The 26,305-nt window shown below is 66.4% G+C and carries 8 protein-coding genes (1 of these 8 cut by a window edge); 2 read left to right on the top strand and 6 right to left on the bottom strand.

The window, feature by feature from the left end; translation table 11 throughout:
• Together AB0876_RS11385 and AB0876_RS11390 are read right to left on the bottom strand one after the other, a co-directional pair.
• Positions 1–18,829 carry the 5' portion of a non-ribosomal peptide synthase/polyketide synthase gene (locus tag AB0876_RS11385; protein WP_526042019.1) on the bottom strand. It extends 5,639 nt beyond the left edge of the window, so only the first 18,829 of its 24,468 coding nucleotides appear in the window; it begins with the start codon at positions 18,827–18,829; its stop codon lies off the left edge, out of view.
• Entirely contained in the window at positions 18,792–19,022 is a 231-nt protein-coding gene (locus AB0876_RS11390) for an MbtH family protein (protein WP_055113977.1), read from the bottom strand. Before AB0876_RS11390 ends, AB0876_RS11385 begins: the two co-directional genes overlap by 38 nt.
• Before the next feature lie 656 nt (positions 19,023–19,678).
• Between AB0876_RS11390 and AB0876_RS11395 the strand changes: the two genes are divergently transcribed.
• On the top strand, positions 19,679–21,082 hold the full coding sequence (locus AB0876_RS11395; protein ID WP_526042020.1) for a cytochrome P450: 1,404 nt from the start codon (positions 19,679–19,681) through the stop codon (positions 21,080–21,082).
• A gap of 29 nt (positions 21,083–21,111) precedes the next feature.
• Here AB0876_RS11395 and AB0876_RS11400 read toward each other — a convergent pair whose 3' ends face one another.
• The 3 genes from AB0876_RS11400 to AB0876_RS11410 all read right to left on the bottom strand — a co-directional run bounded on the left by AB0876_RS11400 (position 21,112) and on the right by AB0876_RS11410 (position 24,379).
• Positions 21,112–22,377: a glycosyltransferase gene (locus AB0876_RS11400; protein WP_526042021.1), complete on the bottom strand. Its 1,266-nt coding sequence runs from the start codon at positions 22,375–22,377 to the stop codon at positions 21,112–21,114.
• Positions 22,378–22,416: 39 nt separating this feature from the next.
• The gene (locus AB0876_RS11405) at positions 22,417–23,256 is read right to left on the bottom strand and encodes a TylF/MycF/NovP-related O-methyltransferase (RefSeq protein ID WP_491839204.1); all 840 of its coding nucleotides are present in this window, start codon (positions 23,254–23,256) and stop codon (positions 22,417–22,419) included.
• A gap of 214 nt (positions 23,257–23,470) precedes the next feature.
• Positions 23,471–24,379: a class I SAM-dependent methyltransferase gene (locus tag AB0876_RS11410; RefSeq protein WP_491839203.1), complete on the bottom strand. Its 909-nt coding sequence runs from the start codon at positions 24,377–24,379 to the stop codon at positions 23,471–23,473.
• Between the two features lie 165 nt (positions 24,380–24,544).
• On the opposite strand from AB0876_RS11410, the gene AB0876_RS11415 reads away from it, so the two are divergent.
• Positions 24,545–25,447, top strand: a complete 903-nt coding sequence (locus AB0876_RS11415) for a GAP family protein (protein ID WP_491839202.1) — start codon at positions 24,545–24,547, stop codon at positions 25,445–25,447.
• Positions 25,448–25,491: 44 nt separating this feature from the next.
• Here the strand turns inward: AB0876_RS11415 and AB0876_RS11420 are convergent, their stop codons facing one another.
• Entirely contained in the window at positions 25,492–26,280 is a 789-nt protein-coding gene (locus AB0876_RS11420; protein ID WP_491839201.1) for a class I SAM-dependent methyltransferase, read from the bottom strand.
• Positions 26,281–26,305: the final 25 nt, after the last annotated feature.

Genomic DNA, 26,305 nt, shown 5'->3' on the forward strand with positions numbered 1-26,305 from the left:
AGCCGAACTGGGCGTCCTCGACTGCCACCACCGACTGCCGCGGAATTCCGTCGACGGCCGGGAACACCGTGCGCAGGCTCTCGTGGCGGGCCACCACATCGGCCAGCGCCACACCCAACGCCTCGACATCGAGCGCCCCGCTGATCCGGAGTGCGGTCGGCATGTTGTAGACCGGTGACGGGCCCTGTAATTGGTCCAGGAACCACAGCCGGGACTGCGCGAACGACAGCGGAATCACCGCGGGCCGCTGACCGGCCACCAGCGGATCCAGGCGTGCCGATTCCCCGCCGATGCGGGGCGCCAGTTGTGCCACCGTCGGCGCTTCGAACAGCACCCGCACCGCAAGGCCGGTGTCCAGGGCCGTGTTCACCGCGGCGACCAGACGCATCGCAGACAGCGAATCTCCGCCGAGGTCGAAGAACGAGTCGTCAACTCCGACCCGCTCCACGCCGAGCACGCGGGCGTAGATCTCGGTCAGGATCTCCTCGGTGGGGTTCGCCGGGGCGCGGTAGTGGTCGATGTCCTGGTACTCGGGTGCCGGCAGGGCCCGGGTGTTCAGTTTTCCGTTGGGGGTCAACGGCAACGCCGCCAGGACGACCACGGCGGCCGGAACCATATAGGACGGGAGCTGCTCGGCGAGCTGGGCACGCAGCTTGCCCGGCTCCGCTGTCCCGGTCACATAACCCACCAGCCGCACGGTGTCGGGGCGGTCCGCACGAGCGACCACCGCCGCCTGATCGACGCCGTCCAAACCGGCCAGCACTGCCTGGATCTCGCCGAGCTCGATGCGGTATCCGCGGATCTTGACCTGCTCGTCAGCACGTCCCACATAGCGCAATTGACCGTCGGCGTCCCAGGACACCAGGTCGCCGGTGCGATACATGCGGGCGCCCGGTACGCCGAACGGGCAGGCGACGAAACGTGCGCCGGTCAGGTCGGCCCGGCCCATGTACCCGAGACCCACGCCGCGGCCGGCCACGTACAACTCCCCGACTACGCCGGGCGGCACCTGCCGCATCGATCCGTCCAGCACGAACAGCGCCGCGCCAGGTACCGGCGCACCGATCGACGGCGCCCCGGACCCGGTGCTCAAAGGCGCAGTCCTGGAAGCACATATCGTGGTTTCGGTCGGGCCGTAGGCGTTGACCATCACCCGCCCGGGCGCCCAACGGTCCACCGTGTCGGCCGAGCAGGCCTCACCGGCCACCAACAACGTCACCCCGGCCAACCGCTCAGGCGACAACATCGCCACCGCCGACGGGGTCTGGCTCAACACGTCGACCTGTTCGGCAACGAGCATGGCCTGCAGGTCTTCTGGTGAGCGAGCCACCGATTCGGGCACGACCACCAGTCGGCCACCGTGCAGCAGCGCGCCCCAGATCTCCTCGACCGAGGCATCGAAGGCGTAGGAATGCCACTGCGTCCAGGTCTTTCCGGCCAGGAAGGTGTCCGGAGTCCCCAGCAGCTCGGTCACGTTGCGGTGGGTGATCGCCACGCCTTTGGGGACACCGGTGGTGCCCGACGTGTAGATCAGATACGCGATATCGTCCGGGCTCGGCGCAGCGAGTCGGATGCCGGCGGCCCCGTCGAGATCCGGGTGTGCGGCCTCGGCGGTGTCACCGACGTCGATGACCAGCACGTCGCATCCGGCCAGCCGGTCGGCGAGACCCGCGGTGATGACCGCGGCGGCCGGCGCGGCGTCGGCGAGCATGAATTCGATCCGCGCATCGGGTAGCACCGGGTCGATCGGCAGATACGCCGCCCCGGTCCTGAGCACGGCCAGCATGGCCACCACCGCATCCGCCGAGCGCTCCGCCAGCAGTGCCACGCATGCCCCCGGGCCGACTCCATGGGCAGCCAGCTTGTGGGCCAACCGGTGCGCGGCAGTATCGAGTTCCAGGTAGGTCATGCTGCGACCGTCGGCGGTGATGGCCACCGCCTCGGGTGCCCGGGCGACCTGTACGGCGAACAACTCCGGAATCGAGACGGCGGACCGGTCCGGTTCGGGGGTCGTCAGCACTGCCCGGTTGCCCCAGCCGTCGAGGCGGGCATGCTCGGCCTCGTCGAGCAGATCCAGAGACGACAGCCGCTGGGTGGGATCGGTTGTCATCGCTGCCAATACGCGTTGCCAGCGCGCGATCAGCGCCTCGATGCTGGCCGCGTCGAACACGTCGGTGCGGAATTCCACCGCCCCGCCGATCCCGGCGGGCTCACCGTCGGAGGTCCACCGTTCTCCGAGGGACAAGGTCAGGTCCATTCTGGCGGTCTGGGTGTCCAGCGGCAGCGGTGTCACCTGAAGATCGCCCAGGGTCAGTCCGTCCGCCGGACCGGTGTCCTGCCAGGGAAGGTTCTGCCAAGCCAACGCGACCTGCACCAGCGGATGACGGGTGAGGCTCCGGGTCGGATTGAGGCGTTCCACCAGAACTTCGAAGGGCACGTCCTGGTTCTCGAAGGCGGCCAGGGTGCGAGTCCGCACCTGCACCAGCAACTCCGCCACCGTGGGATCCCCATCCAGATCCACTCGCAACACCAAGTTGTTGACGAAGAAGCCCACCAGCTCATCGAGGGCTGCGTTACCGCGCCCGGCGATCGGGAAACCAACGGCCACATCTGAACTCGCGCCCAGGCTGGACAGCACAACGGCCAGGGAAGCCTGCATCACCATGAAGTTGGTCGCGCTGTGCTCGGCGGCCACCTCGTTCACCCGCTGCTGCAACTCGACCGGCCAGTCCACCGCCACGGTGGACCCGCGCTGATCGGCAACCGGCGGGTAGGGACGGTCGGTCGGCAGGGCCAGGTGTTCGGGCAGGCCCGCCAGCGCCTCTTCCCAGTAGGCCAGTTGCGCGGCGATCGGACTGTCGGTGTCGTCGAGATCACCGAGCTGCGCACGCTGCCACAGCGTGTAGTCGACGTACTGCACCGGCAGCGGCTCCCAATCGGGAGCCTCTCCCCTGCTCCTGCCGGCGTAGGCCACGCTCAGGTCACGTACCAGCGGGGTCAGGGACCACCCGTCGGCGGCGATATGGTGCACGACGGCCACCAGTACGTGCTCATCGTCGGCGACGCGGAAAAGCTTTGCCCGCAACGGTATCTCGGCAGCCAGGTCGAAGCTGTACCGCACCGTCTCGGCGATGCCCTCCTCGAGCGCACCGGCCGGCCAACCGGTGGCATCCACGACGCCCCAACCGAACTCGATTGCGTCGACCGGCGTCACCACCTGCCGAGGCGTTCCCTCCGGCGCGTCGAACAACGTCCGCAGGCTCTCATGACGAGCGACCACATCGGCGAGCGCCGCACCCAATGCATCCGCGTCGAGGTGCCCGTGCAGTCGCAGACCGACCGGCATGTTGTACACCGGGGACGGCCCCTGGAACTGGTCGACGAACCACAACCGGTTCTGGGCGAACGACAGTGGGATCACATCGGGGCGTTCCCCGGCCACCAGTGGCTCCAGGCGCCCTGCGCGTTCACTGACATGCAGGGCCAATTGGGCGACGGTGGGGGCTTCGAACACCGTGCGTACCGAAAGTTCGGTGTCCAGAGCGGCGTTGATCGCGGAGACCAGACGCATCGTCGAGACCGAATCCCCGCCCAGATCGAAGAACGAGTCGTCGGCGCCCACCCGCTCCACGCCGAGGACGCGGGCGAAGATTCCGGCCAGGATCTCCTCGTCGGGGCCGGCGGGCGCACGGTAGTGACCGGTGTCCTGGAAGTCCGGCGCCGGCAGCGCCCGGGCGTCGAGTTTGCCGTTCACCGTCACCGGCAGCGCGGCCAGCGCCACCACCGAGGCGGGAACCATGTAGCCCGGCAACCGTTCGGCCAACGCGGCGCGTGCCTGGACCGGATCGGCCGTCCCGGTGATGTAGCCGACCAGTCGCTTGTCACCCGGGTTGTCCTCGCGGGCGATCACCGCCGCTTGGTCGACTCCCTCGAGTGCGGTGAGCGCAGACTGGATCTCGCCGAGCTCGATGCGGTACCCGCGGATCTTGACCTGCTCATCGGCGCGGCCGAAGTAGTCCAGCTGTCCGTCGGCGCGCCAGCGCACCAGATCGCCGGTGCGGTACATGCGCGAGCCCGGCTCCCCGAACGGACATGCCATGAAACGCGATGCCGTCAAGCCCGTGCGTCGCCAATACCCCACGCCGACACCGGCACCCGACAGGTACAACTCGCCGACCACGCCTGCGGGTACCGGGCGCAACCACTCGTCCAATACGAAGAACGCCGCCCACGCCGTCGGCGAGCCGATCGGCGGTGCACCCGAACCGGCCTCCAGAGGCGTGCTGGCGCACAACCACATCGTCGTCTCGGTCGGGCCGTAGACGTTGACCATCACCCGCCCCGGTGACCAGCGATCCACCAGGTCCGGCGGGCAGGGCTCGGCCCCGATCACCAGCGCCGTGGCGTCCAGGCCTTGGACCGGCAGCACGCCCACGGCCGACGGGGTCTGCGTCAACACCGTGACCTGCTCACGCACCAACAGGGCGTGGAAGTCCTCCGGTGAGCGGGTCACCGACTCCGGCACCACCACGAGGCGCCCGCCGTGCAGCAGCGCACCCCAGATCTCCCAGACCGAGAAGTCGAACGCATATGAGTGGAACTGCGTCCACACCTGTCCCGGCTCCAGCGGTATCCCGATCTGCAGCGAGTCGAACAGCTGCGCCACGTTGTGCTGGGTGACCGCAACGCCCTTGGGCTGCCCGGTCGTGCCCGAGGTGTAGATGATGTGGGCCATGTCGTCGGGGGCGGGCGGGGTCAGTGCCGTACTCGGCTGGCCGGCCACGACGGGGTCGGCAACGTCGCCGCCGTCGAAAAGCCTCAGCTGGTGACCGTCGAACCGATCGAACAGCGCCCTGGTGGTGACCGCGGCGATGGGGGCGGCATCGGTCAGCATGAAATCGACCCGGGACTCCGGCAGGGCCGGGTCGATCGGCAGGTAGGCCGCACCGGCCTTGAGCACCGCCAAGATCGCCACGACTGCCTCGGCCGAACGGGGGAACATCAACGCGACCCTCTCGCCGGGCCCTACTCCCTCGCCGACGAGCAAGTGCGCCAACCGATTCGCGGCCTCATCGAGTTCGCGGTAGGTGAAGGTCCGGTCGTCGCAGACCAATGCCACCGCCTCCGGCGTACGTGCCACCTGGGCGGCGAACCGCTCCGGCACCGACGTCGGCCGCGGCAGGTGAGCCAGGACGTCCCGGTTACCCCAACGCTGAAGGCGCGCCCGCTCGGACTCGTCGAGCAGATCCAGCGCCGACAGCTGCCGATCCGGCGCGGCCGTCATCGCCGTCAGGATCGCCTCGATCCGTTTGGTGAGGGCTTCGATGTCGGTCGGGTCGAAGACGTCGGTGTCGTATTCGAGACGCAGCCGCAGTTCGTCACCGGGTATCGCCTGCATCGTGAGCGGGTAGTCGGTGGACTCGTGGCTGGTGAACTCGGTGATCTCCAGTCCGTCGTCCACACCGGACAACGCGTTGGTGTCCACCGGGTAGTTCTCGAACACGAACAAGGTGTCGAACAGACGGTCCTGGTCAGTGATGCGATGAATCTCGCTGAGCGACAGATATTGGTGCTCAAGGGTTTTGGTCTGTGCGCTCTGCAGGTGGTCGAGCAGGTCGGTGGTGCTGGTCGCCGCGGTGATGTCCGCGCGGACCGGCACCGTGTTGATCAGCAGGCCCACCATCGATTCCGCGCCGGCAACCTCGGCCGGCCGACCCGAGACGACCGTGCCGAAGGCGATGTCACGCTGGCCGGTAAGGGAGTTCAGCAACAGCGCCCACGCACCCTGCAGAACGATGTTGACCGTGGTGTGGTGTGAGCGCGCCAGATCGTTGAGCGCCCGGGTGGCATGCTCGGACAGTCGATGCGCCCGCACGCCGCGGAGTCCCGACCCTGACTTCTGCGACGGCCCGACCAAGGTGGGTGTGTCGAAGCCGGCCAACACCTCGCGCCAGGCCGCGTGCGCGGCTGCGACGTCGCGATCGGCCAGCCAGGTGATGAAACTGCGATACGGCGTGGCCGCGGGCAGCCGAAGCCCTTGATAGCAGGCGAAGATCTCCTGCAACAGGATGGGCAGCGACCAGCCGTCGAGCACGATGTGGTGATTGGTCAGCACCACGCGGTGTCGGTTGTTCGCAGTGCGGATCACGGCCACCCGGAAGGCCGGTGGATGGGCCAGGTCGCACACCGCGGTGCGTTCCTCGGCGCAGATCTGTTGGATCTGCTCCTCGGTTGCGGCCGCGCCCAATTCGACATACCGCCAGCCCGCGGTGGGATCGGCCGGAATGATCTGCACCGGCTCGTCGAACTGCTCGCAGAACCGGGCTGCCAGGTGTGGGTGCCGGCTGGCCACGGCCTGTACGGCATCGCGCAGCCGGTGCTCGTTGAGCACTCCGGCGACGGTGATGTCCAGTTGGACGACATACAGATCGTCGTCGGGTCCCTGCGCAGTGCTGCTGTGGAAGACCAGTCCCTGCTGTAGCGCGGTCAGCGGCAAGATGTCCGCGATCCGGTACTGCTGTGACAATTCGTCGATCTCGTGCTGGGCAAGCCGGGCGGGCGCGATGTCCGAGGGCGTCAACCCGCCTCCGCCATTTCGCACATGCACGCAGAGACCGGTCAAGGCGTCCAGCCACAGTTGGCTCAGCCGGCCGATCTGGGCGTCGTCGATCGACGAGTGTGCCCAGGTCCAGTTCGCCTGCAGATGCGGGCCGGCATCGGTGTCGACGGTGCCGGCGTTGAGGGCCACGGTGTGGGTCAGCGGCATCGATGTCGCCGCGGCCACAGCGGTCGCCGAGGCGGCTTCGGCCGGCATCTGCCACAACTCGCCGGTCGTCTCGGTGGTACCACCGCCGAGGCGGCCGAGGTAGTTGAATCCGACTGTGGGGTCGGCAATGTCGAGGTCGACGTCGGGATTGAGGTAGCGCAGCAGCCCGTAGGACAAGGGATCCGGTTGGGCCCGCAGCTGTTCTTTGGCGTCTTTGACCACCGCGCCCAACGCCGGGTCACCGGCGATCACCTGATCCCAGGACAGGGCGCCGAGCGACAGTGCCACCGGGTACTTCGTGGTGAACCACCCGACCGTGCGCGACAGGTCGACGTCAGCGGCGATCTCCTCATGCCGCCCGTGGCCCTCGACGTCGAGCGCGATCGGATCGCCGCCGGTACCCGTGAATTCAGCCAGTGCGAGCCCGAATGCGATCAGGAGGATGTCGTGCACCCCGGCGTGGAACGCTGTCGGCACCTCGCCGAGCAACATCCGCGTCGTCTCGGTGTCCAGCGATATCGGCAACTGGCCCGCGGTCGCGTAGGTATCCACCTCGGGGCGTACCGCCGGCAACACCGCAGGCGTCGCCGCGATCCGTCGCCACTCCAGCGCCCGGCTCGCAACATCTGGATCGCTCGCGTAGGCCTCCAGCAGCCCGGCCCACCGGGAGAACGACGTCCCCGCAGGTGGCAGCACCACCGGTTGGCCGCCGCGAAGCTGCGCCCAGGCGATGTTGAGGTCTTCCAGGATGATTCGCCACGACACCCCGTCGACCGCCAGGTGGTGAACGACCAACACCAGCTGGGCCGTGGAGGTGACCCACAGCGCGCGCATCATCGCGCCGGACGCCGGGTTCAACCCCGACCGGGCCGCCACCAACGCCTCGTCCGTCAGTGCGTCCACCGACTGCAGGCATTCGCGTGCGTCGACCGAACCCGGCTCGGGCGCGGTCAACGACCACCCGCCCGCTCGGTCGTCCTCGGCGCGCAGACGCAGCATGGCATGCCGATCCAGCAAGGCCTGCAACATGATTACGACGTCAGCTTCGGTCGCCCCATCGGGAGCCTGCACCAGCAGCGTCTGGTTGAACTGGTCGACCGGGCCGTCGACGTCACACAACCACCGAATGATCGGGGTGGCCGGTACCGGTCCCACGCCTTCGTCGACCGGGCCATGTGATCCGGCGGTCACACCGGCAATCCGGGCCAGCCGGGCCACGGTCTGCTCGACGAAGACATCGCGTGGGCGGCACACCAGGCCGGCCGCGCGGGCCCGCGCAACGACCTGCATCGACAGGATGCTGTCGCCGCCGAGGTCGAAGAACGAGTCGTCGACTCCGACCCGCTCCAGCCCCAGAACCTGGGCGTAGATACCGGTCAGGACTTCTTCGACGGCGTCTGCCGGGGCACGGTAGCGCTCCCCGTCTGCGTAGTCGGGCGCGGGAAGGGCCCGGGTGTCGAGTTTTCCGTTCACCGTCAACGGAAGTGCGGCCAGCGCCACCACGGCAACGGGCACCATGAAGGCAGGCAGCCGCTCGGCCAGCTCGGCGCGGACCCCGGCCGGATCCGCGGTGCCGGTGAGATATCCGACCAGCCGCTTGTCACCGGGACGGTCTTCCCGGGCGATCACGACCGCCTGCTCGACGCCGTCGAGTTCGGCCAGGGCGGCCTGGACCTCACCGAGTTCGATGCGGTAGCCGCGGATCTTGACCTGCTCGTCGGCGCGGCCCAGGTACTCCAGCTGCCCATCGGCCCGCCAGCACACCAGGTCTCCGGTGCGATACATGCGCGTTCCGACGCCGCCGAACGGGCAGGCGACAAACCGTGATGCGGTCAACCCGGTCCGGCCCACGTAGCCGTATCCCAGGCCCGCACCCGCCACGTACAGCTCGCCGATGACTCCGGCCGGTACCGGGCGCAACCACTCGTCGAGCACGAACAGTGCGGCCCCGGGAACCGGTGAGCCGATGGGGACCACGTGCGGTCCGGCGGCTTCCACGTTCAGAGGCGCACTGATCGCCACACACATCGTGGTCTCGGTCGGACCGTAGGCGTTGATCATCACCCGGCCAGGGGCCCACTGCTCCACCACCTCGGGTGGGCACGCCTCACCGACCACCACCAGTGCCGTCGACTCCAGCCCGTCGCGCGGCAACACCCGCACTGCTGACGGTGTCTGGGTGAGAACGTCGACGTTCTCGCGAACGAGCAAGGCGTGGAAGTCTTCCGGGGAAACGGTGATCTCCTCGGACACCACCACTACCCGTCCGCCGCGGAGCAGAGCGCCGAAGATCTCCCAGACCGAGACATCGAAGGCCAGCGAATGGCACTGCGGCCATACGCCGGGGTGCGGTAGACCGGCATCGAGTGTCTCGAGGAGTTGGGTGACGTTGTGGTGGGTGACCGCGACGCCCTTGGGGACGCCCGTCGTGCCCGACGTGTAGATCAGGTACGCGATGTCGTCTGCATCGGGCGCCGGTAGAGCGATACCCGACTGATTGCCGGGCTCGACACTCGCGTCGACGATCGCCAAGCCGCGTCCCTGCAGCCGCTCGACCAGATCGGTGGTGGTGACCGCGGCCACCGGCCCCGCATCGGCCAGCACGAAATCCAGCCGCGTATCGGGCACCGACGGATCGATCGGAAGATATGCGGCACCGGTTTTGAGGATCGCCAGGATCGCCACGATCGCCTCGGCAGACCGGTTGAACAGCAGCGCTACACACCGGCCGGGGCGGGCGCCGTGACCGATCAGCAAGTGCGCCACGCGGTTCGCGGATTCATCGAGGTCACGGTAGGTCCAGGAACGGTCACCGCAGGTGACTGCCACCGCTTCGGGAGTACGCGTCACGTGTTCGGCGAACAATGCCGGAACCGACACGGCGGTAGAGGCCGGTGCTGGGTCCTCCAATGCCGCCTGGTTGCCGATCGCCGCCAGACGGGCGTGGTCATCGGCATCGAGCAGATCCACCGACGACAACCGCGCTGCCGGATCGGCAGTCATCGCGGTCAGGACTCGCCGTAGCCGGGCGACCAGTGTTGCGATGGTCTCGGCGTCGAACACGTCGGTGCGGAATTCCACCGTCCCGCCGATGCCGGCCGGCTCACCAGCGTCGGTCCGGCGATCCATCAGCGAGAAATTCAAATCCATTCGCGCGGTGTGGGTATCCACCGGCACCGGGGAGACCTGCACATCGCCCAACGCCATCCCGGCAGCCGGATCGTTGACGTCGTACCCGCCCAGGTTCTGCCATGCCAACGCCACCTGGATCAATGGGTGATGCGCCAGCGAACGAGTCGGGTTCAGCCGCTCGACCAGCACCTCGAACGGCACATCCTGGTGGTCGAACGCGGCCAGACTCCGCGCGCGAACCTGAGCCAGGACCTCGGCGACCGTCGGATCGCCCGCGAGGTCGACCCGCAGAACCAAGGTGTTGACGAAGAAGCCGACCAGTTCATCCAGTGCCGGGTCACGACGTCCTGCGATCGGAAAACCCACCGCCACATCCGAACTCGCGCTCAGCTTGGACAGCAGGGTCAGCAACGCGGCTTGGACCACCATGAAACTGGTCGCATTGTGCTCCCGCGCGAACCGGGCCACCTGCTGCTGCAGCTCGACCGGCCAGTCCACCGCCATCGTCGCGCCCCGCTGATCGGACATCAGCGGGTAGGGCCGATCGGTGGGTAGCGCGGTGCGCTCGGGCATCCCGGCCAATGCGTCCTGCCAGTAGGCCACCTGCGCCGCAATCCGGCTGTGGCTGTCCTGGAGATCACCGAACTGGGCGCGCTGCCACAACGTGTAGTCGGCGTACTGCACTGCCAGATCCGCCCAACCGGGGGCCTGTCCGGCGCATCGACTGGTGTAGGCCACCCCCAGATCGGCCACCAGCGGAGTGATCGACCACCCGTCGGCGGCGATATGGTGCACCACCGCAGTGAGCACGTGCTCGTTGGCTGCCAGGCGGAACAGCCGTGCCCGCAAAGGGATCTCGGTGGACAGGTCGAAGGTGTGCCGCGATGCGGTCTCGATCGCGTCCTGTAGGCGCACCGCCGGCCAATCGGTGGCGTCGACGACATCCCAACCGAATTCCACCGGTCCACGTGCCATCACCACCTGACGGGGAATCCCGTCGGGGGCGGCGAACAACGTCCGCAGGCTCTCGTGCCGGTCCACGACGTCGGTCAGCGCCGCACGCAACGCATCGACGTCCAGAGCGCCGCTGAGGCGGAAGGCGGCCGTCATGTTGTAAACCGGTGAGGGACCCTGCAATTGATCCAGGAACCACAAGCGCGACTGGGCGAACGACAACGGAACCACCGCGGGCCGCTCACCAGCGATCAGCGGCTCCAACTGAGCCGCTTCCCCACCGATATGGCAGGCCAACCGCGCGACCGTGGGCGCGTCGAACAACGAGCGCACCCCGATCCCGGCCTTCAGCGATGTGTTGACCGCTGCGACCAGACGCATCGCGGAGAGCGAATCCCCGCCCAGATCGAAGAACGAATCGTCGATACCTACCCGTTTTACGCCCAGGACGCGGGCATAGACGTCGGCCAGGAGCTCCTCGACCGGGTTGGACGGTGCCCGATAGTGATCGGTGCCGGCGAAGTCAGGTGCCGGCAGCGCGCGTTGGTCCAGCTTGCCGTTGACCGTGAGCGGCACCGCGTCGATGGCCACCACCGCGGCCGGGACCATGTAGTTGGGGAGCCGCTCGGCCAGCTGGGCGCGGACGTGGCCCGGATCGGCGGTGCCGGTGATGTAGCCGACGAGACGCACGGGGCCGGCATCGTCGCCGCGGGCGATCACCACCGCCTGTGTCACCCCGTCGAGGGCGGCCAGGGCGGCTTGCACTTCACCGAGTTCGATGCGGTACCCGCGGATCTTGACCTGCTCGTCGGCGCGCCCAAGGTACTGCACCTGGCCGTCGTCACCCCACCGCACCAGATCGCCGGTGCGATACATCCGTTGTCCCGAACCGAACGGGCATGCCACAAACCGCGACGAGGTCAAACCTGCCCGGCGCCAATAACCCACGCCCACACCGCGACCGGCGATGTACAGCTCGCCGACCACCCCGGGCGGCACCGGACGCAGCCAGGCGTCCAGGATGAACAACGCTCCTCCGGCCACCGGCTTGCCGATGGGCACAACGGGCCCCGGGGCGAGCGGTGCGCTGATCGACGCGTACACCGTGGCCTCGGTGGGACCGTAGGCGTTGATCATCACGTGTCCGGGCGCCCAGCGGTCGACCAATTCAGGCGGGCAGGCCTCGCCGGCCACCACCAATGCAGCCGATTCCAGGCCTTGCGGCGAGATCATCCCCGCCGCCGAGGGCGTCTGACTCAGCACGGTGACGCGTTCGGCGACAAGCAGCTCATGGAAAGCGTCGGGTGATTCGGCGACCTGTTCGGGCACCACCAGCAGACGTGCGCCGTGCAGCAAAGCGCCGAAGATCTCCCACACCGAGACGTCGAAGCTGTACGAATGCCACTGCGTCCACACCTGCCCCGGCCCCGACGACACGTTGGTGTCCAGTGAGCCGAACAGACCGGGCACATTGCGATGCGGGATGGCAACACCTTTCGGGACACCGGTGGTGCCCGAGGTGTAGATGATGTAAGCGATGTCGTCGGGTCCAGGTCCCGCGGGCGCGTTGGCTGGGAGGTCGTCCACAGCCGCGTCGTCGACGTCGATGACTGGAAGGTCGCACCCGTCCAGACGCGACCGCCGGTCGGCCGTGGTGACCGCAACGATGGGCGCGGCGTCGGCCACCATGAACTCGATACGCGCCAACGGAAGTGCCGGGTCCACCGGGACATAGGCCGCACCGGTCTTCAGCACCGCCAGAATCGCCACGATCGCCTCGGCAGACCGGGAGAACAGCAGCGCCACAACCTCACCCGGGCCGGCGCCGTGACCGGCCAACAGGTGCGCAAGCCGGTTGGCTGCGACATCGAGTTCCCGGTAGGTCATCGACCGGCCGTCGAAGGTCACCGCCACGGCGTCGGGCGTGCGCGCGACCTGCTCGGCGAACAACGCCGGAAGTGACTGCGCTGTAGTTGGTTTAGCCAATACCGCCAGGTTGCTCCACTCGTCCAGGCAGGCGTGCGTGCCCGCATCCAGCAGATCGACCGACGACAACGGCCGGTCCGGATCCACGGCCATCGACGCCAGAATCGTCTTCAACCGATCGATCAGGGCCTCGATGGTGCCGAGGTCGAAGACATCGGTGTCGTATTCGACGCGTAGCTGCATCTCGCGGTCGACGCGTGGTCCGGTCTCGCGGCCGGGCAGCGCCTGCACCGCCAGCGGGTAGTGGTTGGACTCGCGGAAATCGAACTCGGTGATGGTCAGGCCGTCGACACCCAGCGGCGCGGCGGTATCGATCGGATAGTTTTCGAAAACGAGGAGGGTGTCGAACAGTTGGTCCTGTCCGGTGATGCGGTGAATGTCGCTCAGCGCCAGGTGCTGATGCTCGAGCGTGTCGTTGTGGGCACTCTGCAGCTGATGCAGGAGGTCCGCGGTGGTGGTGTCCGGTGTGAAGGTGGCCCGCACCGGCACCGTATTGATGAGCAGACCCACCATCGAATCCGCGCCCGCGACCTCGTCCGGACGCCCCGAGACCGTCGTGCCGAATGCGACGTCAGGCTGACCGGTCAGTGAGTTGAGCAGCAGTGCCCAAGCGCCCTGCAACACCACGTTGGCAGTGGTGTGATGCGAGCGGGCGAGGTCGCCGAGTGCCCGGGTGATCTCGAGAGGCAGCCGGAATGACTCAATACCGCGTTGCCCCAGCCCTTCCCGGGCCCCAGGTCCGACGAGCGTGGGAGTGTCGAAGCCGCTCAACCTTTCCTGCCACGCCTCGTGGGCGCCGGCGCGATCCCGTTCGCCGAGCCAGGTGACGAACCGGCGGTACGGCGCGGCGGCAGGCAGTCGGTGCCCACCGAAGCTTGCGAAGATCTCCTGCAGCAGGATCGGCATCGACCAGCCGTCGAGCACGATGTGGTGAGTGGTCAGTACGAACCGGTACCGGCCATCTGCGACGCGGACGAGGGCGGCCCGGAACGGCGGCTGGTTGTGGAGGTCGCACACCGCGGCACGTTCGGCGGCACAGACCGCCTGGATCTGGTCGTCGACGTCGAGGGCGTCGGCATTCAATTCGACAGACCGCCACGGCACCACGGGATCGACGAGAATGACCTGCACCGGCTGGTCGAACTGTTCGCAGAACCGGGCCGCCAGGTGGGGATGCCGTGCCGCGACCGTCTGCACCGCATCGCGAAGCCGATTCTGGTCGATCGGTCCGCTCAACGCGATGTCGAGCTGCATGGCGTAGACGTCGTCAGAGTCCAGTGCGGTGCCGGCGTGGTAGAGCAGCCCCTGCTGCAGCGGTGTCAGCGGCAACACGTCGGCGATGCGGTACTGCCGACTCAGCTCGTCGATCTGCTGCTGGCTCAGCTCGGCGGGGGCGATGTCGGACGGAGTCAATCCACCGCCACCGCGTCTCACATGCTTGCAGATGCCGGTCAGGGCCTCGAACCACAACTGACCCAATCGGTTGACCAGCTCGTCGTCGAGCGCCGAGAGCGCCCACGTCCAGTCGGCATTCAAGTGCACGCCGGTGTCGGTGTCGACGGTGGCCGCGTTGAGTTCGACGGTATGCCCGAGTGAGGTGGGCACCGCCGCTGCGATGCTCGCCGACGAGAAGCCGTCAGGGCAGATCCGCCAGACATCAGCGGACGTATCGTCCTGCGCCGTACCCAGGCGGCCCAGATAGTTGAATGCGATGACCGGGTCAGGTCCGGCCAGGTCCACGTCCGGATTCTGGTAACGCAGCAGGCCGTAAGTCAGGCCGTCGGGCTGGGCCCGAAGCTGCTCCTTGGCATCTTTGAGCATGGCGCCGAGCGCCACGTCACCTGCGACCACCTGGGCCCACGACAGGCCACCACCGCGATCGAAGTTCAACGCCACCGGGTATTTGGTGGTGAACCATCCGACGGTGCGGGACAGATCGATATCACGCGCGGGAACCCCACCCAGGTCTGCCATCTCCTCGTGGCGACCATGACCCTCGACGTCAATGGCGATCGGCGCGCCGCCTGCGCGCGTGAATTCGGCCACCGCCAACCCGAAGGCGATCAACAGGATGTCCTGCACCCCAGCGTGAAACGCGGCAGGCGCTTCGCCGAGCAGCATCTGGGTGGTCTCGGCGTCCAGCACCATCGACAGCTGTCCGGCGGTCGCGTAGGTGTCGACCTCGGGTTGCGGCTCGGGCAACGTCGCCGGTGTGGCGGCGATCTGCCGCCACTGCTGCGCCAGCTCCCCCACGTGCGGGTGCCGCGCAGCGTGAGTCAGCAGATCCGCCCAGCGACCGAAGGACATGCCGGTATCCGGCAGTGCCAGAGACTGCCCGCTGCGAAGCTGGGCCCAGGCGATGTTGAGATCCTCCAAGACGATTCGCCACGACACCCCGTCAACCGACAGATGGTGAACGATCAGCACCAGTTGGTGCGCCGAAGTCACCCACAGCGCGCTGAGCATCGTCCCGGCCGCCGGGTTCAACCGCGACCGTGCCGCCACCAGTGCCTCATCGGACAGCACATCCACTGCGTGCAGGCAGGCGGCGGCGTCAACCGAACCCAGGTCGGGAACCGTCAACGACCATCCGCCCGCGCCATCGTCCTCGGCATGCAGTCGGAGCATGCCGTGTCGATCGATCAAGGCCTGCAACAGGATTACGAGATCGGACTCGGTGGTTTCGGCGGGCGCCTGCAGCACCACCGTCTGATTGAACTGGTCGATCGGGCCGTCGGCGGTTTCCAGGTCCTTCAACCACCGCATGATCGGGGTCGCTGTCACCGGACCCAGTCCGTCGTCGGCGGGCCCGTCCGCGATACCGGTCGTCCCGACCACCTGAGCGAGGCGGGCGACGGTCTGCTGGACGAAGATGTCCCGGGGGCGGCACACCAGGCCCGCCGCGCGGGCTCGGGACGCCACCTGCATCGACAAGATGCTGTCCCCACCCAACTCGAAGAACGATGCATCGACTCCGACCCGGTCCAGTCCGAGGATCTGGGCGTAGATGCCGACGAGGATCTCCTCGGTGGGAGTCGACGGGGCCCGATAGTCATCGACGTCGTGATATTCGGGTGCGGGCAGTGCTTTTCGGTCGAGCTTGCCGTTGACGGTCAACGGGAACGCATCCAAGGCAACCACGGCCGTGGGCACCATGTAGGACGGCAGCCGCTCGGACAGGGCCGCCCGTGCCACGGACGGATCGGCGGTCCCGATCAGGTAACCGACCAGCCGCTTGTCGCCGGGACGGTCCTCCCGGGCGATCACCACGGCCTGCTCGACACCGTCCAAAGCCGTTAATGCGGCCTGGATCTCACCGAGCTCGATCCGGTAGCCACGAATCTTGACCTGCTCATCGGCACGCCCCAGATACTGGAGCTCCCCGTCAGCGCTCCAGCAGACGAGATCCCCGGTGCGATACATCCGCGCGCCCGGCGTGCCGAAAGGGCAGGCCACAAATCGTGTCGAGCTCAACGGAGCCCGGCCCACATAGCCATAACCCAAACCCGCACCGGCCACGTACAACTCGCCCACCACACCGGCAGCCACCGGACGCAACCAGTCGTCGAGCACGAAAAACGCCAGATCAGCCAGTGGCACACCGATCGGACTCACATCGCCTTCGGCATCCGCGGAGGTGATCTCACGGAACGAGGCATGCACCGTCGTCTCGGTGATCCCGTACATGTTGATCAACCGGGGCAGCCGAGGATGTTCGGCCAACCATGACCTCAGGCGGGGCGGTTCGAGAGCTTCTCCACCGAACACCACCACCTCGAGGGCCAGCGGGTTTTCCGGCTGTGCCGTGTCCACGGCAGCCAACGCATAGAACGCCGACGGAGTCTGGCTCAGCACGGTGACGTGCTCGTCGACGAGTAGGGCGTGGAACTCTTCAGGTGAGCGGGTCACCGATTCGGATACGACGACGAGCCGCGCACCATGCAGCAGCGCACCGAAGATCTCCCACACCGAGAAGTCGAACGCCAACGAATGGCACTGCGTCCACACCTGACCCGGCGACAACGCCACATCACGATCGATCGCATCCAACAACCGCGTCACGTTCCGGTGCGGAATCGCCACACCCTTGGGCACACCCGTAGTGCCCGAGGTGTAGATCAGATAGGCGACATCGTCCGGTGACGGCAGCACCGGCAGCGGAGTACTCGGTTGGCCGTACACCGAACGGTCGTGGACATCGATCACCGCCAACCCACGCCCACCGAGCCGATCCAACAGATCGGCGGTGGTCACGGCGACAACCGGGCCGGCATCGGCCAGCACGAACTGCAGCCGGGTATCGGGCACCGACGGATCGATCGGCACATATGCCGCACCGGTCTTGAGCACACCCAGCATCGCCACGATCGCCTCAACCGACCGCGGAAACAGCAGCGCAACCCGCTGCCCCGGACCGACACCGCGCTCGACAAGCAAGTGCGCCAACCGATTCGCAGCCGCATCCAGCCCGCGGTACGACATCGAACTATCGCCGTAACTGACCGCTACCGCCGCCGGATCGCGGGCCACCTGCGCGGCGAACAGCTCCGGAATTGCCGCCGATGACACAGCCGCCGCAACCGGCACCTCGAGCGCCGCCCGATTACCCCACCCGTCCAACTCGGTGAGCTCATCCCGGACGTCGACAGTGGAAATCGACTGTCCCGGGTCGGCCGTCATCGACATCAGCACCCGTTGGAAACGGTCCGCCAAATCGCCTGCGTCGCAGCCGGCGAAGAGCTGTCCGACGCCCGTCATGCTGACAAGGAGATCTTCACCCTCCTGGAGGAACACCAGACCGAACTGATCCACCAGCCCGGTGTGGGTCACCGTCCCTGTCCCGAAAGTGCTCCCGAAATAGGCCACGGGGATGGTCGGGATGAAATTGATCGCGGCCCGGGTGGACGGTTGCCCGGTCCCCTGGAATCGCGCCTTGTTCTCGATCGCGCGGAGCGGAAAACGCTGATGACGCATCGCTTCCTGGATGCGCGTATCCACATGCCGGCAGAACTCGGCCACCGTGGTCTGCGGTGACGTTGTCAGGACCAATGGCACGACTCCGGAAACCATCCCGGGCATCAGCAGTACTTCGGGATTCACCCGTCGACTCACCGGAAAGTCGAGGACGACCTCGGATCCCCCGGCCTCGCCATGTACGAGCAGCGCGTACGCCGCGGCGACTACCGATGCTCGACGTACCCCGAGAGATTTCGAGAGCTCGCGCGCCCTGTCGACGGCGAAGCGATCCAATCGGATTGGCGCAGAAGGTTCGTATTCATCGACGGGGTTTGCGACTCCGGCGGCCGGTCCAGGGCGAGACTCGGACTCAGGCGGTACATTTTTGGACCAATAGGCCTGATCAACGAGGTAATCGTCGGTAGCCTCGTATTCGGACTCGCAATCGATGATGGTCTTCAGCGGCCCGAAGATCGTGGGCGGTATCGGCTCGCCGGCATCGATTGCTGTATAGGCAGCGGCAATCTGGTGAATGACGAGACCCATGCCGATGCCGTCGATCGCGATGTGGTGGCAGCACACAAAAAAGTAGAACTCGTCGGCCCGCGTCTGCATCAACGCGAACTTGAACAGCGGACCGTCGAGCGGCATCGGCGTCCGGCGGATCGCTGCGACCACCCGATAGGCGTCCTGCACCGGATCGGCCGAGTCCGTCAAGTCATAGCGGCCGAGTTCGATGTCCGGATAGTCGACGACGGTCTGGAAAACCTGGCCGTCTACCTCCGAAAATACGGCTCTGAGGGGTTCGGCCTGGCCGACCACATGACGAATGGCCCGTTCGAGCACGTCATGTTCGATGACGCCGTCGAGGCGGGCAAGCATTCCCAGCTGCCACTTGACACCGGCGCGCCCGGACTCCTCGGCAAGCCAAATATCCAGCTGGCCCCGCGTGAGCGGAAGTGCCCCGTGATCACTTCGAGTATTTCCAGCCGACGGCTTACTGATCAACAGTCCGACCCTGTGCCAACCTCTCACGGAGACTCTTCGGCCGGATGTCAGGCCAATGTTGCTCGATGTACTCCAGGCAGGAGGCGCGATCCGCCTCGCCGTAGACCACCCGCCAGCCCGCCGGAACATCTGCGAAGGCCGGCCACAGGCTGTGTTGCTCCTCGTCGTTGATCAAGACGAAAAAACTGCCGTTGTCGTCGTCGAATGGATTGATGCTCACCAGTTCTCCAGACCATCTGGGCGAGTTAAATGGAACACGTTCTAAACCTAACCCAAACAGCCGGGTCGGCAGGCAGTTTTAGAGAAATCGTCAATATTTGCTGCCCACTGTCCGTCAGCCGATGCGCGGTGGCGTTCCCCCTGTCGCAGCCCCCGTTAACATAGCGAATTAGCCACTAACACTTGGATCGCGACGCGCAATCGCGATACGTACGCAGCCACCACTGCTGATTACGTTCGTCCTCCTCGTAGGGCAATTGTTAGCTGTGCGGCAGACCTTCCCCGCCGGGCAGCCCACATCGCAGCACCAGGCCGACCTCTACGAGCCTTCAGCAAGACAAATGCAACTCATAGAAATCTGCTGAGCACCAGCACAGCATTTCGCCCGGCGAACCGGAACTAATGGTCGTAACCGGAACCGGGTTGAAGGCAAACGTGCCCGCCACTCGCCAGGGTCACCCGCAGCAGGTGATGTCTCCGACCGAAAGCGCCCCGTACCCATGCCAAGACTCGTACGGTTGGGAAATACCGTAGAGCCCGGATCTGCGACCTCGGATCGCGCGAGCGCTCCCCACGACCGGCCACCCGCGTCGGTTGCGATCCGAGGCCGTCGGCCTGTCCGCACCCGTACCGTCTAGTAGCTAGGGATCACGCAAAGTGTCTGCCGCGAAAACCGAACTGCCGCCCGGCCCTCCACTTCCCATGGTGGTGCAGTCCACGTTGATGGCAAGCTTCGGTCTACGCTTCCTGCGCGCGTGCCAGCGCCGTTACGGGAACATGTTCAGGCTGCGTATTCCGTTGTCGGGCACGGTCGTTTACCTCGCGGATCCTGCCGACATCAAGACGGTGTACGCCGGCGACCCTCGGGTCTTTCATTCCGGCGAAGCACATTGGTTCTTCCGCGGACTCCTCGGTGAGAGCTCGCTGTTTGTGCTCGACGAGGACGCGCACCACTCCCTGCGCCGGCTGACTATGCCGGCATTTCATCGCGACGCCGTCGCGCAGCAGGCTGCTCAGATGGTCGAGATCGCCGCGGAGAACGTCGCCGGGTGGCCGGTCGGGAAGAGCTTCCCGGTGGCACCCATGACGACGGAGATCACGCTCGAAGTGATCTTGCGGACAGTCATCGGCGCCAGCGACCCCGCGCGACTGGCCGCGCTGCGTCGGGTGGTGCCGCGGTTGCTCTACATGAAACCGTGGGAAACACCGGCGATTACGAAGCCGAGCCTGCGGCGTCATCGCCCGTGGCGAGGCGTCGGCCGGCGATTCGAGGAAGCCGACGCCCTGCTCTACGCCGAGATCGCTGACCGGCGTGCCGACCCCGACCTCGCCGAACGTACTGACGTGCTGGCCATGCTGGTCCGCGCCACCGACGACGACGGTCGCACCATGTCCGACAGCGAACTGCGCGACCAGCTCCTGACCGCGATCGCAGCCGGCCACGAGACCACCGCGACGGCACTGTCCTGGGCGTTGGAGCGGCTGACCCGCCACCCGGAGGCACTGGCCAAGGCGGTGCGGGCCGCCGATGCCAGCGCAGCAGGCGACGCGACCGGCGACGAGTACCTCGACGCCGTGGTCAAGGAGGCGCTGCGGATCCGTCCGGTGCTGTTCAGCTCGGGCCGCGTCCTCAAGGAGCCGACCGAGATCGGCGGCTATCGGTTGCCGGCCGGCATCATGGTCGACCCGGCCATCGGGCTGGTGCACGCGAGCGCCGAGGTGTACCCCGATCCGGATCGATTCGACCCGGATCGAATGCTCGACGCCTCCCTCAGCCCCACCACCTGGCTCCCTTTCGGTGGCGGAAACCGCCGCTGCCTCGGTGCGACCTTCGCCATGGTCGAGATACGGCTCGTTCTCCGTGAGATCCTGCGCCGGGTCGAATTGAGCACCACCACGGCAGCTGACGAAAAGGCACGGGCGAAGCACGTCACGTTCGTTCCGCATCGTGGCGGCGTGATCCATGTCCGCGCGATCCGGGATGCCGAGCCCCCGTCGCGGGCCGCAATGCCACAACGCTGCCCCGCCAGCGCTCACGGCTCGCGCGACGTGCCGGACTAAGACGCGGGACCAGGCTGATCAGAGCAGTGTCACAGCCGACCGGCCCCGGCAAGTTTCTCCACGAGATCTGCCGCGGTCGCGATACTTTCGGCGGGTTGGGTCATCTGGGTGGCGACCTCGCGCGCTCGGGCGGCATACTGCGGCTCGAGGATCGTGCGCAGGTCGGCAACCAGGCTCTTCTCCGTCGTGCTCGAAAAGCGCCGGGCGGTGCCCACTTTCAGCACCTTGACCCGGCGCCCCCATAGCGTCTGGTCGAGATCGGTCGACAGGATCAAGGTGGGAACTCCCGCGCGCAGCCCGGCGGCGGTGGTGCCCAATCCCCCATGGTGCACAACCGCGCGGCAACCGGGAAAAGCCGTCGCGAAGTTCATCGTGCCGACGATCTTGACGTGCTCGGACCGAGGAACCTGGCTCAGGTCGGTTCCGGCCGCACACACCAGCGCCCGTTCGCCGAGCTGGGCGCAGGCCGAGCTGATCATCGCGAGTGTTTTCGCGCCGGATTCCATCGGCAAGCTGCCGAAGCCGAAGAAAATCGGTGGTGGGCCCGCCGCGATCCAGCTGGCGACCTCGTCATCGGAATCCCCGGGCAGATTCATCGTCAAGGCACCGACGAAGGGCCGTTGGCCGGACCATTGCGCCCATTCGTCGGCCAACCCGGGAAAGCAGGCTTCGTCATAACCTTGGATCTCCAGGCACCCGCGTTCGGTGAGCCGCCACGGCGAGGGGGACGTGGCCTTGGGCAACGCCAATTCGCCTCGCTGTATGCCCTCGACCTTCCTGGCATTGCGCCACGCAAGCCATTCGGACACCCGCATCGCCGTTCGGCCCAGCCGCCCAGGCAGGAACGGTACGAACTGGCCATTGGCGCGAAGCGGGAACAGGTGCAGCGTGGCCAATGGAATGTCGTAGTACTCAGCGACATTGCCCGCGGCGTCCTCGAAATTCACCCCGGTGAACAGCAGGTCGGCATCTTCGGCGAGTGACGTCAACGTGGCGATGATGTCCTTCCAGCACTGGTGGAACGGCGCCACAACCTCCCGTCGCAACCTGATCATCTCGCGGACCTTCCAGAAGTTCCGGAAGAAGTGGGTCCAGAAGTCGCGGTGCGCATCCAGCACTGCCTGCAGATCCGGCCCGTACGGGATCGCTGTCGGCCCGGCCGCCTCGGCAAAGCCGACGAGGTCGGGCGGGACAGCCATGTGCACGTCGTGCCCGCGCCGTAGCAGCTCGCGGCCCACGGCGACACACGGCTCGATGTCACCGCGGGTTCCGTAGCTTGCCAGCACAATCTTCATTGCAGATTCTGGCCTTTCACGTCCCTCCAACGCCTTTCGCTATTTGCGCCAGAGCACAGCAGTCCCGTCGATGTCGACGATCTCGGCGGTGATCCCGTGCTCCGCGCGGTAGTCGGTAACGGCTTGCCGACATGGCTCGAGATCGTGATAGTCGTCGATGATGCAGAAGCCCTGCGGGGACAGCCGCGGGTAGAGCGCGTCCAGCGCTTGGATTGTGGATTCGTACAGATCGCCGTCGATCCGCAGGACCGCAATGTGATCGATCGGCGCGTCCTTCAGGGTGTCCTTGAACCAACCAGGCAGGAAGCGGACCTGGTCGTCCAGGAGTCCGTAGCGCTCGAAGTTCGCCCTGACCTCAGTTTCGGACACTCCCAGAATTCCGGCCAGGCTCTGCGTCCTGAGCCCCTTGTCGGCGATGTAGTTGTCAGGGTCGGCAGGTGGCAGGCCCTGAAACGAGTCCGCCACCCAGACGCTGCGTGTCTGATCCCCATACGCGGCCAGTACGGCACGCATCAGGATGCAGGCCCCGCCCCGCCACACGCCGCATTCGATCAGGTCGCCGGGGACCTCCTCCGCAAGCACCGTCTCGACGCACTGCTGAAGACTGGTCAGACGCTTCATTCCGATCATCGTCTCGGCCTCCGCCGGCCAATCGATGCCCAGGTCCCGCTTGTGCTGAACGAGGGTGCTGCGATTCTCGTTCGGAGTGGCGCGGGCAAGTCGATGCGCCCCACCACGAACCATCATGCGATTGAGGGTCTTGAAGTAGAGCCGTCGCCGCAGCGTCCACTGGGCGGGCATGCGTTCCGGCATCCCGTACCTCGTGAGGTTGCCTCGGATCAGGTCGAGGTACAGCGATCGAACATCATGGTCGGTCACGTGAAATTGGGCCCCCAGCTCGTATTCCAGTAAGTTCGAGTGACTCTAGCCTCGAGCCGGCACTGCCCGGATCGGTTTGCTGATTGCGCATGGGGAAATTGACCCGCACTTTGGCACGACAACGATAGCGCAGCGGGCCACCCCCGGTCCGAACCGCAAGATCGACTGTGCGAGAGACGATTTCCGCTGCAGCGACCCGCGGCCGCCCAATACCTCAGATTGCCTGTAGGACGAATCCCGTCTGGTCGCCCCGCCCCTGCCGGTTGAGCAATTGTGCGCGTTTTTCCCACGCCCACAGCTGCTTGGGTCCAAACATGCGAAGTATCTTCGGGTCGGTAACCGGAACATCACGTCGATAGGCTTCACTGCCGAGGAACTGGCCCAAATTCGAATCATCGAACGTCCGGACCACCCGCATTCCAGCCCGTTCGGCCGCCATTGCCATTCCCTGCCGCGACGGGATGACCATGTGCCGCGGTGCATCGGCCTGCACCCAATCCGCCCGGTAGGTGCTCCAGGCTTCCGACGAAGTCGTGGGCACACGAGCCAGGCACATGCCTCCGGCAGCGAGCTTGTCGTACGCCACCTTGAGGGTTTCGACCGGGTCAGGAACGTGTTCGAGCGAATGATTGAACATGATGAGGTCGTATTTGCCGTCGACATCGCACAGATCTGCCTTCATCAGCGGCACGCCTTCGGCAGATTCGCCATCGGCCTGGATGAACGGGTCCGCGCCGGCCAAGTTGTTGAACCCGATTCTGGTCAGACGGTCCAGCAGTCCCCCCGTGCCACAACCGACGTCCAGAATTCGCGCGTCGTGCGCCACCGCCAATTGAGCGAGCATTCTGACGACGTCGCCTCCGAGAAGCACGCGGAAGAGTCCTTCGGTCAGCCGCGACTTCATGAACGCACCGACAATGGGATTGCCTCCGCGCAGTTTGTACTCGTCATGCTGGGTGACCAGCCATCGAAAGGCACCCGGTTGCGCTGACGCGCTGTGCGAGTAGTAGTTCGAGGGATAGTGACGCATGAGGTCTTCGCCCTCAAGCTCCTTGTCGATCTGCAACGTATCGCACGCAGCGCAGCAGAAATATTCAAATTGTTCCCGAGTGCCGAACATCATCTCGCGAACTTCAATCGCCGGATGGGGGCCAGTCGATCCGCATAACCGGCAATCTCTGGTTATCGCGGACACTCGGCCATCCTCAGAGAACTCCACACCACCGCGAGAGCATAGCGTCTGCAGCCTGCCACGGGGCCGAAACCGGAGTGCCGGCAGGGACGGCGCATGAGCCAAGTTGGTGCTGGCAAACCGACTTTGGCGTGCCGGGACAGCATCACTCAGGACACCGACAGTGCGAAAAGAGCGGAGCGGCTGGAGCGACCGGGTAGTGTTTCGGCCGTGTGGGGATCGGTGCTGGCGCTCGGGATTTTGGTTGGACTCGATCCCATGCGCATCGGCATCACCCTTCTCGTGATCTCGCGGCCGCGACCCGTGCAGAACCTCCTGATGTTCGGCGCCGGCTGCATGGCTGCATGCATTCCTACGCTGATCGTTCCGTTGACGCTGCTGCACGCGACCCCGCTGTTCAAGTCCACCGCGGAATCCTGGGCCAAGAGTTCGACCGGCGGTTACATTCAGATCGGCATGGGAGCGGTCGCGCTGACGACTGCCACGGTGCTGACGGTGCACTTCTGGGTACGTCAGCGGGCGAAACTACCGGCCACGGACGGTGGCGCGTCGACCATGGTCCTGGACACCGACACGTCGACGCCGGTCTCGCGGCTCCTCGCCCGCGCGAAAGAAGAACCCGAAGGCGGCACGTCCTTCTTCCGGCGCCTGCTGCGGCGCGGCCACGACGCCTGGGAGAGCGGAGCCCTGTGGGTCTCGTTCGTGATCGGCTTCTCATTTGCCGGGGCCCCACCCGACGTGGCTCTGTTCCTACTCGCGATCGTCGTCGTTTCCGGGGCTGCGGTCGGCACGCAGATCACCGCCGCAATCGCGTTCATCGTCGGCATGCTGGCGGTTGTCGAGATCGTCCTCGTCAGCTATCTGGCCGCTCCCAGGAAAACCGAAGCGGTGCTGCAACGGCTGCATGACTGGGCGTGGGCTCACCATCGAAAGATCCTGGTGGCCATGTGCATATTGGCCGGCATCATGCTGATTGCCAAGGGGTTGAACACCATCTGAGCCGGGCCACGACCCGACAGATGACGAAAGTTCAATCGACTCCGCTAGCCACCATGCCGGGACCGGCTGGCCACCGCCACCGTCGGGCCCAGCCCCCGTCGAGTGCGGAACTCGACCGTGATCGACGGGTCGGCGTGCCGGCCCAGCGCACGCAATGCCGCCGGGCTGTAGGCGCGCAGGGAGCTGATGAATCCATCGTGTTGCAGCGGCGAGACCTTGACCAGCGGTAGCACCACCGCCAGCAGAACGACGTGCAAAGGAGCGGGCGGCCTGGGGAGGTCGACTATCAGCAGCTTCTTCGCCGCCCGAGTGCCCGCCGCAAACACCTGGACGGCGAGTTCGGGGGACAGGTGATGCAACGACAACGCGAACACCGCCAGGTCGTAATAGCCGTCCGGCGCGTCGATTTCGGTGGCGTCCATCTCCCGGACGACGGCACGCGGGTGGCTGCCGAGATCTCCGGCGGCCATGCCCGCCACAAATGTGGGCTCGATGTCGGTGACCGTCATCTGCGCAGAAGGATGCATCTCCAACAGCTTGCGCGACAACCCGCCGAGGCCCGCACCGAGTTCGAGGATCTTCGGCGCCGGCACGTCGGCCACCTCGCGAAGCACCATCCGGGCGCACTTCTCGTGGATGCCGATCCGCCGCCGCCCTCCGGCACGGTCGAGCGAATCCATGACCTTGCGCTTCAGATCATCGACGTCGTCGCGATCCAGGTACTCCAGTCGGTCGGTCTGCAGTCGCCGGTCCAGCCAGGACGCGTCCGGCCCACCCCGGGGCATGTTCGCAATATCGGAGGTTCTGCTTTCCACCCAGACATCATGGGTCATCGCGCTCGCGATCCGACCAGAAGTC

It is taken from the genome of Mycobacterium sp. NPDC049093, assembly GCF_040704635.1.
Classification (GTDB): domain Bacteria; phylum Actinomycetota; class Actinomycetes; order Mycobacteriales; family Mycobacteriaceae; genus Mycobacterium.